This window comes from Nostoc sp., from assembly GCF_036917975.1.
Lineage (GTDB): Bacteria > Cyanobacteriota > Cyanobacteriia > Cyanobacteriales > Nostocaceae > Nostoc.
On record NZ_JBALEJ010000004.1, the window covers coordinates 114,440 to 126,234 of the forward strand.

Annotated in this window: 14 protein-coding genes and 1 tRNA gene; 9 read left to right on the top strand and 6 right to left on the bottom strand. The window is 42.6% G+C overall.

Going from position 1 to position 11,795, the window contains the following annotated elements; all coding sequences use genetic code 11:
* The first annotated feature begins 10 nt into the window (after positions 1 to 10).
* The 4 genes from pyrF to V7K76_RS01305 all read left to right on the top strand — a co-directional run bounded on the left by pyrF (position 11) and on the right by V7K76_RS01305 (position 3,409).
* Positions 11 to 742 (top strand): orotidine-5'-phosphate decarboxylase, encoded by a 732-nt coding sequence (gene pyrF / locus V7K76_RS01290; protein WP_334779425.1) that lies wholly within the window; start codon positions 11 to 13, stop codon positions 740 to 742.
* Positions 739 to 1,497: a hypothetical protein gene (locus V7K76_RS01295; RefSeq protein ID WP_334779424.1), complete on the top strand. Its 759-nt coding sequence runs from the start codon at positions 739 to 741 to the stop codon at positions 1,495 to 1,497. Before pyrF ends, V7K76_RS01295 begins: the two co-directional genes overlap by 4 nt.
* Positions 1,498 to 1,531: 34 nt before the next feature.
* Complete coding sequence (locus tag V7K76_RS01300; protein ID WP_334779423.1) at positions 1,532 to 1,945, top strand: hypothetical protein; 414 nt, start codon at positions 1,532 to 1,534, stop codon at positions 1,943 to 1,945.
* A 309-nt stretch (positions 1,946 to 2,254) separates the two neighbouring features.
* Entirely contained in the window at positions 2,255 to 3,409 is a 1,155-nt protein-coding gene (locus V7K76_RS01305) for an endo-1,4-beta-xylanase (protein ID WP_334779422.1), read from the top strand.
* A 127-nt stretch (positions 3,410 to 3,536) separates the two neighbouring features.
* On the opposite strand, the gene V7K76_RS01310 is transcribed toward V7K76_RS01305, so the two are convergent.
* Positions 3,537 to 3,779: a hypothetical protein gene (locus tag V7K76_RS01310; RefSeq protein WP_334779421.1), complete on the bottom strand. Its 243-nt coding sequence runs from the start codon at positions 3,777 to 3,779 to the stop codon at positions 3,537 to 3,539.
* A 254-nt stretch (positions 3,780 to 4,033) separates the two neighbouring features.
* Here V7K76_RS01310 and remA point away from each other — a divergent pair, with 254 nt between their 5' ends.
* Both remA and gmk read left to right on the top strand, forming a co-directional pair.
* Positions 4,034 to 4,300, top strand: coding sequence for an extracellular matrix/biofilm regulator RemA (gene remA, locus V7K76_RS01315; RefSeq protein WP_179067570.1), 267 nt, complete (start codon positions 4,034 to 4,036; stop codon positions 4,298 to 4,300).
* Between the two features lie 311 nt (positions 4,301 to 4,611).
* Entirely contained in the window at positions 4,612 to 5,211 is a 600-nt protein-coding gene (gene gmk, locus V7K76_RS01320; RefSeq protein WP_334779520.1) for a guanylate kinase, read from the top strand.
* Between the two features lie 100 nt (positions 5,212 to 5,311).
* Here the strand turns inward: gmk and V7K76_RS01325 are convergent, their stop codons facing one another.
* The 3 genes from V7K76_RS01325 to V7K76_RS01335 all read right to left on the bottom strand — a co-directional run bounded on the left by V7K76_RS01325 (position 5,312) and on the right by V7K76_RS01335 (position 6,913).
* Positions 5,312 to 5,833 (bottom strand): photosystem I reaction center protein subunit XI, encoded by a 522-nt coding sequence (locus tag V7K76_RS01325; protein WP_334779420.1) that lies wholly within the window; start codon positions 5,831 to 5,833, stop codon positions 5,312 to 5,314.
* Between the two features lie 396 nt (positions 5,834 to 6,229).
* Positions 6,230 to 6,379, bottom strand: a complete 150-nt coding sequence (gene psaJ, locus V7K76_RS01330) for a photosystem I reaction center subunit IX (protein WP_179067568.1) — start codon at positions 6,377 to 6,379, stop codon at positions 6,230 to 6,232.
* Between the two features lie 39 nt (positions 6,380 to 6,418).
* A complete protein-coding gene (locus V7K76_RS01335; RefSeq protein ID WP_334779418.1) occupies positions 6,419 to 6,913 on the bottom strand; it encodes a Photosystem I reaction center subunit III in 495 nt (164 codons plus the stop codon).
* A 274-nt stretch (positions 6,914 to 7,187) separates the two neighbouring features.
* Here V7K76_RS01335 and tsaD point away from each other — a divergent pair, with 274 nt between their 5' ends.
* Positions 7,188 to 8,237 carry a tRNA (adenosine(37)-N6)-threonylcarbamoyltransferase complex transferase subunit TsaD gene (gene tsaD / locus V7K76_RS01340; protein ID WP_334779417.1) on the top strand — a complete coding sequence of 350 codons (1,050 nt, stop codon included), beginning with the start codon at positions 7,188 to 7,190 and terminating at the stop codon, positions 8,235 to 8,237.
* A gap of 47 nt (positions 8,238 to 8,284) precedes the next feature.
* On the opposite strand, the gene V7K76_RS01345 is transcribed toward tsaD, so the two are convergent.
* Both V7K76_RS01345 and V7K76_RS01350 read right to left on the bottom strand, forming a co-directional pair.
* Positions 8,285 to 9,196 carry an alpha/beta fold hydrolase gene (locus V7K76_RS01345; RefSeq protein WP_334779416.1) on the bottom strand — a complete coding sequence of 304 codons (912 nt, stop codon included), beginning with the start codon at positions 9,194 to 9,196 and terminating at the stop codon, positions 8,285 to 8,287.
* Between the two features lie 164 nt (positions 9,197 to 9,360).
* Complete coding sequence (locus V7K76_RS01350) at positions 9,361 to 10,080, bottom strand: hypothetical protein (RefSeq protein WP_086763971.1); 720 nt, start codon at positions 10,078 to 10,080, stop codon at positions 9,361 to 9,363.
* Positions 10,081 to 10,542: 462 nt separating this feature from the next.
* Here V7K76_RS01350 and V7K76_RS01355 point away from each other — a divergent pair, with 462 nt between their 5' ends.
* Positions 10,543 to 11,094 carry a GNAT family N-acetyltransferase gene (locus V7K76_RS01355; RefSeq protein ID WP_334779415.1) on the top strand — a complete coding sequence of 184 codons (552 nt, stop codon included), beginning with the start codon at positions 10,543 to 10,545 and terminating at the stop codon, positions 11,092 to 11,094.
* Positions 11,095 to 11,395: 301 nt separating this feature from the next.
* Positions 11,396 to 11,469: transfer RNA gene (locus V7K76_RS01360), tRNA-Pro, on the top strand.
* Positions 11,470 to 11,795 lie beyond the last annotated feature (326 nt).

The following is an 11,795-nucleotide window of genomic DNA, read 5'->3' on the forward strand; positions in this document are numbered from 1 at the left end:
GGAATGGGGAATGGGGAATGGGGAACAGGCAGAACAACGAGTGATTGTAGCTTTGGACGTGCCAGACGTAGAAAGTGCGATCGCTCTTATCGATCAACTTCCGCAAGTTGGTTTTTGGAAAGTCGGCTTAGAGTTGTTTACCAGCACTGGGCCGAAAATTCTGGAAGTGCTGAAGTCTCGGCAAAAGCGCATTTTCTTAGATTTAAAGTTTGATGATATCCCCAATACCGTTGCTGGTGCTTGCCGGAGTGCAGCTAGATACGGAGTGGATTTGCTGACAATTCATGCTACTGCTGGTAGAGATGCCCTGAAAGCCGCAACTGAGGCGGCACAGGAAGGGGCTGCAAAAGCAGGTGTACAACCACCAAAGTTAATTGCGATTACTCTACTAACGAGCATTTCTGCTAGGCAGTTGGCGTTTGATTTAAAGATACCCCTAGAGTTACCAGAATATGCACTAGAAATGGCCCTGCTGGCTCAAGAATCTGGTTTGGATGGGGCAGTTTGTTCGCCCCAAGAGGTGGCACAACTACGACAAACTTGTGGAGATGACTTTTTGCTAGTTTGTCCGGGAGTTAGACCAACTTGGGCAGATCAAGGCGATCAAAAGCGATCGCTTACCCCATCCCAAGCAATTATTGCCGGTGCAGATTATCTCGTGATTGGTCGCCCCATCACCACTGCAACTGAGCCGAAGTTAGCCTGGAAGAGGATTTCTGAGGAGTTAACTACGGTGGCATGAAGCTAAGAGTCAGTGAGAAACTGCCAGAAAAAGTGCAAGGTGTAGGCAAGAGCAATCTTGCCTGTTCGCTCAATCAGAAAAATTATAATTGGCTTTTAGCTTGTAGTTTCTGGGTTTTAGTATCAAACAGCCTTGCTTACCCAGCGTTTTCAATAAACCTCAACTCTAAACCCTCTGCGATCGCACAAAGGCAAAATGTTAACGCTGGCGAGAGGTCTTTGTGTTCTGAGCAAAATTTAGAAACATTAACTATACAGCTATTACAAGATTTACCTAGTTATACCAATCGCGTTAGTCAACGCGCCCGTCGCCTCAGTAGAAGCAGTGACATTTACAGTTATATGCTAGTGGCAGGAAGACCTGAGTTTACTCCTCTGCCCCTTAACTTGGAAGAATATAGTGCAAATGCGCCTAAAAGCTCTGCATCAGGAGTTGAGCAAGTTTTCTTTACAACCTTGGAGCGCCAGTATATAGGAAATAAAGCGTTAGAATTGCAACAATTCCACTGGCTATTGTTGACTAAAACTAAAAGTGGTTGGCAACTAGTGATGATGTTTTCTCAAACTAGTTCCCATTCTGAAAAGCAGCCACTATCCCCGCCACGCGATAGTAGTAACGGTACCGTCGCCCAAGGAATTAAAGCTTGGTTGCGCGATTGTCAAGCTGGAAGTGTACGACGGATGCGTAGTGTGAATCTGGGAGACAAAAATCAAAGTAGAAAAGCTATAACTCGAACAAAAATGCCTCGCCTTTAAGATATTAGTCACGGCTTGGTACGAGAAAGAAACATTGGTAGCAGCTCGTAATATTTGTGATATCCGCCAGTCACACGCCAAACAAAAGGCGCGGTTTTTAGCATCTTTAAAGAAACTACGAGAGCAATATCAAAATTATACAAATCATGGATTTGACAAACAGTTACGCACAGCTATTACAGATTCATGGACAATTGTCAAAAGTTGCATTGATTTCAAAGAGGGATTTACATATCCCCACAATGTAGCTTTGTTGTCAGTACCAGAGGATGTTTATAGTGGTTGTTACTCGTTAGGTGCTTCTTTGGTAGAATCAGCCCTGTTTAATCTTTCCTCTAAGAATTTAAGTTCAACATCACTTAAAAAACTCCCTTCATTCAAGAAATTTTACTATAAAAACACAAATTGCGCGTATTTACTGATGGAAGCTCAGAATTTGCATGGTTAGATGGTGATCAAAAACCTCTTGAACATCAAACAGCCAGAGTCCTGGGGGATGATTCATAATTTGCGACTTGCTTTAGGGCTAACCCCGGATTTCTCACCACATCTCAATAATTAAATAAGTAATGAGTAATGAATCTTACTTCTTACTTATTACTTCGCCCGTGAGGTTCGCGCTTTGGGAGAGTTCAATCTGCCAAGTTCAATCCCTTCTCTCCTTGTGAGAAATGCGGGTAACGCAAGAACAATTTGCTGCCACTGTTCTTGCGTTGCATATTCGACAATCAACCGTTGTGAAAATGGACGACAATTTATGCTTGCTCGGAGAAAATTTTTAAAAAGTGCAGGATACACAACCCTTTCTGCCTTATTGACTATGGGGGTTTTACAAAAGGATAATCAAAAAGGAGGACATAGCACGAATGTTGCTATGGCAAGTTATACAAGTACAAATGTAAATTCTCCCCTTCGGCAATTAGCTGCCAGCAAAGGAAAACTTTATGGCGCAGCAATTGATAGTGTCTCTTTACAACAAGATGTTGGTTATGCTGCCCTACTTGCTCGTGAATGTGGGATTGCGACACCGAATGGTGAATTAAAATGGAACGCCACTGAACCATCTCCAGGAGTATTTACCTTTGAATCAGCAGATGTAATTGCTGATTTCTGCCAAAAACATCATATACAATTGCACGGTCATACCCTTCTTTGGAATCAGGCATTACCTAGCTGGCTTTCTTTTCCCCCGACAATGCAGCAACTCCAAGAACATGTTACTGGGGTTATGGGACATTATAAGAATAGCCCCGTTTTAAAGTCCTGGGATATTACTAATGAAATTATTGCTGGTAATCCAAATCAAACCAGTGATGCTATCTATGGTTTACTTCCAGGATTAACACCGGAATATATTCTGGAATTGTTTAGATTTGCGGCTTCGGTTGATAGTACTAAGCTATTTTACCTAAACGAGAGTAGTATGGAAGGGGCTTCATGGAGAGCAGACCGATGGTTAGCATTGATCGAATACTTGAAGAATAATGGAGCTAAAATCGACGGCGCGGGTCTAGAATCGCATCTATGGTTTTCTACTGCATACCCTTTTGACGCTACAGGATTTAGTTCTGTCTTAAAAAGACTTAATGATCTTCAAGTGAAACCAATAATTACAGAATTAGATATTATCATTGATTTCCCATTACCCAACACTATCCAACAGTTAGACCAGATGGTAGCTGACAGTTACACGCGATATCTTGATCTATGCTTTGCGGCTAATGTTGATACTGTAATTACATGGGGTATTACCGATCGTTATAGCTGGATACGTGATCTCAATTACATGCCAGCAAAATTTCAAGCCGATCTCAGTAGTCAGCAATTTTTGCGTCCGCTTCCCTACGATCAGAACTTGCAACCTAAGCTTGCCCGCAATGCTATTGCCCAAGCTTTTAGGCAAGCAACTTAATACTGGCCGGATCCTTCTAGTGTACAACTTTGACTCGCTTGAATTCTGCACAGATGCCAGAGCGATCGCTGCTAACTGACCACGCCACTGTTAGCAGCGATTGTTCATAAGCTAGTATTTATACTCACTAAACCAAAAAGTTTTTCCCTGCATAGCGATCGCTGAGTTCCGCGATCGGATAATGGATACGGAGAAGAAATAACCCTTGCTCATCATTTTCTTCAGATGTCGCAAAATTTGGATTATTCCGAGTGTCAACGCGAAACGTCACATTTTCTCTATGACTCAAGAATATCAATTGAGCTGCACTGACATTGTACTCAACCAGTACGCTTAGAGCCAGACCGTTCCAATCGATTTTGCTCTCCATCAATTTCCGATCCAAGTACTTATTTCAAACAAAATAAATGTACATCATCCAACTAGCTTGGATCAGTGAAATTGCGTCTATATCTTTGGGAAGATTTTCCGCAAAAATAGCTGATAAATAGCTAAAAAAAGCAGACATTATTTAAAAACACAGACTGGCTTGAATTTAAGCGTTGTAACTCCTGTTTTTTGGCGATAACATGAGTATAAGTTTATTTCAAGCTTCTCAAACCGCGTTTAGCGTCAGTTTTTTTTATGGACATTCAATTAATCAACATCGGCTTTGGTAACATCGTGTCTGCCAACAAAGTAGTTGCCATTGTCAGTCCAGAGTCTGCCCCAATTAAGCGGATTATTACCGAAGCACGGGACAAAAATCAACTGATTGATGCAACTTACGGTCGTCGGACTAGAGCTGTAATTATCACTGATTCCAACCACGTAATACTGTCAGCGATTCAGCCAGAAACGGTAGCAAATCGCTTTGTAATTTCCCGCGATCATCAAACTGTAGATAATTGACTAGTACCGCAAGGCGGAAGTCAAAAGTCAAAAGAATTGTATTCCGAGCTTCTTACGCTATTTGAAATGGTCTGTTTCTTTACGCCGTACTGTACTAAGTGTCTGTCCCAAAAGTTTTGAGATGTTAGTGATGTTCAGATCCCCGACTTCTTCAAGAAGTCGGGGATCTAGCAGCCCCACAAAATTAATGAGACAGACTACTAGTACTTGATCTCTATCACTCTTGCTACAAATTCTTTAGTCACTAGTGGACTTGGCCAGGAACACAGATTAATGAATAATATCTATTGATTGATTCACAGGTTGAAGGGATGATGTCAGTTTTACCCATCCAGAATAGTGCTACTACCGAAGAGTGCTTACATTTAGGCAGGTTAATTGTTTTAACTGGCCCCAGTGGGGTCGGTAAAGGCACTTTAATGCGATCGCTCCTACAACGTCATCCAGAACTCTATTATTCTGTATCCGTGACGACTCGTTCTCCCCGTCCAGGAGAAATCGATGGCAAAAGTTATTACTTTATCAGCCGCAGTAAGTTTGAACAACTAGTTGCGGAAGGTGAATTTTTAGAATGGGCAGAATTTGCTGGTAACTATTACGGCACCCCCCGTGAAGCTGTACTTAACCAAATTAATTCTGGTAAGTTGGTGGTGCTAGAAATTGAACTAGAAGGAGCAAGACAAATTCGTGCTTCCTTCCCCAGTGGCTTCAGCATTTTTATATTACCGCCTTCCTTCGATGAATTAGAAAAACGGATACGCTCTCGTGCCCAAGACTCTGAAGAAGCGATCGCCCGTCGTCTACTCCGCGCCCAAGCAGAAATTCAAGCCGCAGGTGAATTTGATATTCAAATCGTTAATGACGATTTTGAGACTGCTTTAAATGATATTGAAGCGGTTTTGTTTAAATAAGTTAGGAGTTATTTAAATAGGTTAGGAGTTAAGAGTTAAAAGTTCTGAATTTAAACTTCTAACTCCTAACTCGTAACTCCTAACTCCTAACTCCTAATAATTAACCAAATAGACCTTGAATTAGTGCCAAATTACTAGTCAAAAAGTAAGCGACTACTGCACCACCGATACCACCAATCAGGAAAGAACTGGCGAAGTTATTCCAGCTTTCTTTAGAATTAAAAGCATCTGCCGGAGGCTTGGGTACGGTAACACTAGGAAGTGCTTTGCCAGGGTTGCTACTGGAATACAGAGATAGAGCGCCGGTCAGAAGAACAACTAGGCCGATGGCTCCCAGTAACCCAGCTAAGTTAGCGTTATCTGTGTCCCGCAGTGGGCCTAATTTAGCAAAGGGGCCAAATAGGAAGTAACCATGAGCTTGGCCAACTTCTAAACCGCGTCTGGCAGGACTCAGACCTGGACGATAGGCAGGTAAATTATTAATGAATCCCTTAATCAAGGGAGAAGAATTAACTGGAGTTTCTAGGTTGCCTAGCTGTGGATCGCCGAATGCGGGAAAAACAACTTCCCGATTTCTAGGATCGCCAGGGAGATTCTTTGATGCATCTACTGCTTGTGCCATATTTTACGTTCGCCTCTAAATTAAAATGGTGGCATTTTTATATTAATAATAATTGTAGCTAAAGATGTCTTTTAGCTAGGAAGTTTAGAAAAATTAATTTAGCTTGTTTAAAACCAGTGAAACTCGCGATCTGTAAACAGTATCACGAGTTTCAAAAAACTATTCTTGCCGTCTATTTTGGTGATAATTCGCCCTTTAGAAGCTGAATATATCAACTACACAATATTAGGCAAAAAACAAGACATTCATTAAACTGTCCTAAAATCCCATTAGACCAGCAATTTTAGATTTCGGATTTTAGGTTTTGGATTAAAAGAATTTTTCGGTTCATACCCGATGCCTTGTGGGCAATGTCAATCCAAAATTGCAAATCTAAAATCCAAAATTGTTTGACACTTATGACAGTGGGTGAAAAAGGAGGTCGGGGAAAAAGCGGTTGAATTCAATCAAGATACCTGCTGTAATCGTCAGCCAGATGGTAGCTGCCACAGGTGCCGTGGAAATGAATTTAATCAAATAAGATGATTGGTCGCCTTTGTCTGCCATGAATTTAGTCTCCTAAACGAATGAATTAGTTAAGCTGATTTAGCGTGGGGAAATGGGGATTTCTGAATCTTTGGCTGCTAATTTTCCAGAGAGAAATTCTTGGACTGCTGCTGCTGGCCAAGCAAAACCTGACGCTATTATCGGTAGTGCCAAAGCAAGATCGATTTGGATTTCCTTTTGTTCAGCGTCAGATCCCTTTTTGATTGCTTGTAGATAGGCACGACCTACCCAACCAATCCAACCAGTAATATATAGAAACAGAATGCTAGGGATCAAAAAGTCACCAGCATGATCTAGACGACCATCAACAATCAAGTGAGGGTATCCTTCAGGGCCGCACAGCGCCTGAGAATAACGCTCAAACCGCTTTTTCCCTGATTGGGGGTCAGCGGTGGTATTACGGGCATTAGCTGCTAGCTCTTGGAAAGCGGGATTGTCCTTGCACGGTGTCAAATTAGCTCCTAAAGCCTGCGCTGGGGGAGCAAAGTTGAACCAAAGACTAATCGCTAACATCAAAGCAAACAATCGTCGCATAGAGTTGTTTCCTTTTATTACAAAACAAGAAGTTTTTTGTACAAAACGAAGCGGCTTGTACAGTCTGTTTATTTGCATAACTAGGAAGTCATCATACTCTTGGGTGGGAACCGAGTAAAGTTTAAGTAAATAAAAGTTAAAGCTTCTCAACCAAAATTAGTGCTGAGTGCTGAGTAACGAGTGCTGAGTATAGGAATTGTTGTTGTAGGGTAGTAAGGAAGCAAGATTTTCTCTCCACTATTCAGGACTCAGGATTCAGGACTCAGCACTCTCAATGACAACCGTTTTAGCAATAGAAACCAGTTGTGATGAAACAGCCGTCGCAATTGTTAACAATCGTAAAGTTTGCAGTAGTATCGTCGCCTCACAAATTCCAGTCCATCAGCAGTATGGCGGGGTAGTGCCAGAAGTCGCGTCTCGCCAACACTTGGAAACGATAAATGTTGCGATCGCACAAGCCCTAGAGCAAGCCCAATTAGACTGGGGACAAATTGATGCCATTGCCGCCACTTGTGCCCCTGGACTCGTAGGAGCGTTATTGGTGGGGTTAACTGCTGCCAAAACCCTAGCGATGGTACACAACAAGCCATTTTTGGGAGTTCATCACCTCGAAGGTCACATTTACGCAACTTACTTGAGCGAATCAACTTTAAATCCCCCTTTCCTTAGCTTACTGGTTTCAGGCGGACATACAAGCTTGATTTATGTCAAAGATTGTGGTAGCTACGAAACCCTGGGACAAACCCGTGATGATGCAGCCGGTGAAGCCTTTGATAAAGTGGCGCGATTGTTAAAACTAGGTTATCCCGGTGGGCCAGTGATTGACAAGTTGGCACAACAGGGGAATCCTCAAGCCTTTACTTTACCAGAAGGAAAAGTTTCTCTACCTGGTGGGGGGTTTCATCGTTATGACACGAGTTTTAGTGGGTTAAAAACGGCTGTATTGCGTTTAGTGCAGCAGTTAGAGAAAGATGGGGGACAAGTGCCAGTAGCAGATGTAGTAGCTAGCTTTCAGGATACCGTAGCGCGATCGCTAACCAAAAGAGCGATCGCCTGTGCCCTAGACTATGGTCTAGACACAATAGCCATTGGTGGCGGTGTAGCAGCGAATAGCGGCTTGAGAAAAAACCTCCAAGCCGCCGCCATTAAACACAACTTACGCGTCCTATTCCCTCCTCTAAAATTCTGTACCGATAACGCCGCCATGATTGGCTGTGCCGCCGCTGACCATCTCTCACGTGGTCATACATCCCCCCTCACACTAGGCGTTGAATCTAGGTTAGGACTTGCCCAGGTGATGAAGTTGTATCAACCTATTGAGTAGTCATTAGTCATTTGTAACTACTAATGACCAATGACTAATGACTCTTACTATAGACTCTTGACTATCGATCGAATGAGATCAGCCACAGCATCCGGCTGTTCCAACATAGCCAGGTGTCCGCAATTAGGAATTTCCAGAACATTGTCACCACAATATTGGAACAGTCTGTGAAAGCTAGCTAAATGGCGCACATACTTGGGTTCCATAACCTTATCTTCCGCACCAGCCAAAAAATAAACTGGCTGCTTCAGCTGGGATACTAGCTCAGGTAAACGATTGATTTCTTCTTCCGTTGTGGAGTCTAACAGAGTTCCCAGAGCCGCCTCTGGATCAGCCACGACAAAATCAATTACTCGCTGACGTGCCCAAAAGCGCTCCAAAGGACGAACCACACTAGCTCTGGTAAACAGCAAATCAATCAAAGGCACTTGAGACAGCCAGCGCGGACGGATTTGCAAAAATTTCTGACCCGCCGAGCGAAACTGCTCAAACGCTTCTTTGAGGTAAATACCACCGCCAGCGTTGATACAGATAACACCCTTAACACACTCAGGTATTTGATCTGCTCCCCAAAGAGCGATCGTTCCACCCAATGAGTGACCAATTAGCCAAGCACTGGTAATATTTAGCTGTTTCAGAAGAACTGCTAAATCCTGAGCATAAGCAGCAGGAGTATAAAGAGATTCCATTGGTGAGCCAACCGCACTACTGGAGATGGGCGTCAGACTCAGAGACGTTTGTGTTCGACTAAAATCAGTTTTTACCTGGGATTGCGATTCACCAAAACCCCGCAAATCATAGGAAAGGCACTGCAAATCATCTGATAGGCGGGAAATCACAGGTTGCCAATATCCACGGCTATTTAGCCAACCGTGGATAAATACTAAAGCATGGGGGCAGGAGGTGGGAGCCGTTAGCTCGTATGCGTGTGGAACGCCCAAGATTTCGATAGTTGCCATACTTATATCGTACCCTTAAGGGCGAGTGCGACTAAATACGGAATAGGAAGAGAGTTAGGAGTTAGAAGTTAGAAGTTAGGAGTTAGGAGTTAGGAGTTAGAAATTAGGAGTTAGGAGTGAGGAGTTATTAATTTTTAACTCATAACTCATAACTCATAACTTTTTTATTTACCCAGCAACCTCTGTCGTACCCCTTCAGCAATTTTATGACCTAGATATTCAGGAATGAGGCTTTCATTTGGCCCCAACAAGTAGAGAATTAGCCGTGTACGTCCGCGCCAAACCAGTAAATTGGCATTGACTACCAAAAGGTCTTCTTGCCAGATGGCGTACATCACTTTGTAGAATAAGCCTGGTTGATTATCAGCTTCAATCACAAGGGCCGGGAGATGAAAGACCGGATCGACATAAAACTCAGTTTGTACCTGCTCTAAACCAGTATCAAGATTGAATTCTACTGCCAGCATCTCTTCTACCTCAAACCGACCTCCTAAAGCCTCACGAATGGCACGACAGACATTTTCTGCGGTTTTATCGGTCAAGGCTTTACTACCACGAGACACCAATAGTTTGATAAAAACTAACATTGGCGGACGGATTTGACCGTATAGACTTAGACCGTGAATGGTCAACCCATAAGCTGCTAGTACACCAAAAATATCGCTAAGGAGAAAAGACTGGTTGCGGTAAGCAAAATGCAAGGCACTTTTACTACCTTCCGGTTTCAGTTCAATCACAGCGCGTCTAGTTTTATAGAGACGGTAGGCTAGCCGCAAATTTTGCAGTTGAATTTCACTACTGACGAATTGCTCATAAAACTGGGGAAACGCTCGGTTAAAGCGCTTTAGGAGTTCCAGTGTAGAAGATTTTAAACCAGAAGCCATTGTTAAGGGTAAGACTCGCTTGCTTTCGTCACCTGGGGACTGGGGACTGGGGATTGGGGACTGGGGAAGAAGTAAGAGAGAAGAGTTTTCCGCTCTGCCTCTTTTCAATGCCCCATGCTCCATCCCTTGTATACAATACACTCCTAAGCTAACGTGCATTTAAGCTCTATACGAGCAATTGTCAGGATTAGGTTTTTCCATTTTGAATTTTGAATGCGTGAATTTTGAATTGTTTCTATCCTTCCCTTTTTGTGAATTTCCCCTACCCTTTACAACAAAATGCTAAAGTTGAAAATGATTGGTGTGAAACACGCTCTAACTCGCTGTTACCATTGCAAATCCCGAAAGCAACCGAAAAACTTTGAGTGTAAGGGGTAGTCAATGGCGATCGCTATGTTAAACGTGAATCAACACTCTTAAGAGTGGAAACCAATTCAGTTATACTACCCGAACCACGTTGGCATGGGTTTTTGGAAAACTTGGTTTAGTACTCCTGAATCTGTAGCGACAACTAGGACAAACTCCTTTGAAGAGCATAAAGCAGGAACTGCGGGCAACTCCAGCCCCAGTGGCATTAGCGATGCTTCTGCAAAGGAGGCTCGGATCGTCTTCAGTACGGAACGAGACATTGACCTATATGAGCTAGAAGAACTCTGTGATGCAGTTGGTTGGTCACGTCGTCCTCTAAGAAAAGTAAAAAAAGCTATTGAGCATAGTTTTCTCGTCGCCTCAATGTGGCAGGTGAGAGGAAACCAAAAGCGGCTCATTGGTTTTGCCCGTGCTACTTCAGATCACGCTTTTAATGCCACTATTTGGGATGTGGTAGTTCACCCAGACTTTCAAAGTCAAGGATTGGGCAAGGCGCTGATGAAATACGTTCTCAAAAAACTTAGAAGTGAGGAAATTAGTAATGTCACTCTCTTCGCCGACCCCCATGTTGTAGATTTCTACCGAACTATGGGGTTTATGGCTGATCCAGAAGGCATCAAAGGTATGTTCTGGTATCCTCATTAGCACTCAATCCAAATAAAACCCGATTAGCACAATAAAATCAGGTATAGTAGTACAAATCTATTATTTTGGTTTGGTTTGACAAGGTTCAGCCGACGAACAAGCAAGTATATCTCTTGTAAAACTAAGTCGGCAGAAAACCCTTGATGATTGTAAGGATGTAATTTAGCTCGTATTTGCAGAATATAAAAAATATTAAGCATAAGTCGTAATATTCTGATATAATCAGATTAGTGCTTTTGTGAAAGTGCGATCGCTTTGATGGTTAAGTTAAAACTAAACCAAAAAAGTAGATAGACATAACCGGGATGTAGCGCAGCTTGGTAGCGCGCCTGCTTTGGGAGCAGGATGCCGCAGGTTCAAATCCTGTCATCCCGATTTAATTAGTATATTTAATAGCTAGGGCGAATTGACTAGTACAACACGGCGTAAATAAACCACCCATTTAAAATAGCCAGAAAGCTTACAAAATAAGCATTCTTTCTTTTTACTTCTGCCTTATTGTACTAGAGTGTTTTTGTTAGGATGTGCAATCAAATTGCATGTTTTTACAGAGAAACTTGATTTGGCTATTGAAGCTTAATACGCAAATTTACTCATTAAGCAGTAAGATGCTTCTGACACTGAGCTTTGTATAAATTTGAGAATATACTATTATATCAATCGGAGATGGAACGATTTATTAAGTGATAGCGTCACCCAAT

Bases quoted from the DNA above. Each gene is read 5' to 3' on its own strand.
- V7K76_RS01325 (WP_334779420.1), bottom strand. From the start codon at position 5,833: ATGGCACAAGCAGTAGATGCATCAAAGAATCTCCCTGGCGATCCTAGA.
- V7K76_RS01335 (WP_334779418.1), bottom strand. From the start codon at position 6,913: ATGCGACGATTGTTTGCTTTGATGTTAGCGATTAGTCTTTGGTTCAAC.
- V7K76_RS01310 (WP_334779421.1), bottom strand. From the start codon at position 3,779: ATGGAGAGCAAAATCGATTGGAACGGTCTGGCTCTAAGCGTACTGGTT.
- V7K76_RS01345 (WP_334779416.1), bottom strand. From the start codon at position 9,196: ATGGCAACTATCGAAATCTTGGGCGTTCCACACGCATACGAGCTAACG.
- tsaD (WP_334779417.1), top strand. From the start codon at position 7,188: ATGACAACCGTTTTAGCAATAGAAACCAGTTGTGATGAAACAGCCGTC.
- V7K76_RS01295 (WP_334779424.1), top strand. From the start codon at position 739: ATGAAGCTAAGAGTCAGTGAGAAACTGCCAGAAAAAGTGCAAGGTGTA.
- gmk (WP_334779520.1), top strand. From the start codon at position 4,612: ATGATGTCAGTTTTACCCATCCAGAATAGTGCTACTACCGAAGAGTGC.
- psaJ (WP_179067568.1), bottom strand. From the start codon at position 6,379: ATGGCAGACAAAGGCGACCAATCATCTTATTTGATTAAATTCATTTCC.
- V7K76_RS01305 (WP_334779422.1), top strand. From the start codon at position 2,255: ATGCTTGCTCGGAGAAAATTTTTAAAAAGTGCAGGATACACAACCCTT.
- pyrF (WP_334779425.1), top strand. From the start codon at position 11: ATGGGGAATGGGGAACAGGCAGAACAACGAGTGATTGTAGCTTTGGAC.
- V7K76_RS01355 (WP_334779415.1), top strand. From the start codon at position 10,543: ATGGGTTTTTGGAAAACTTGGTTTAGTACTCCTGAATCTGTAGCGACA.
- V7K76_RS01350 (WP_086763971.1), bottom strand. From the start codon at position 10,080: ATGGCTTCTGGTTTAAAATCTTCTACACTGGAACTCCTAAAGCGCTTT.
- remA (WP_179067570.1), top strand. From the start codon at position 4,034: ATGGACATTCAATTAATCAACATCGGCTTTGGTAACATCGTGTCTGCC.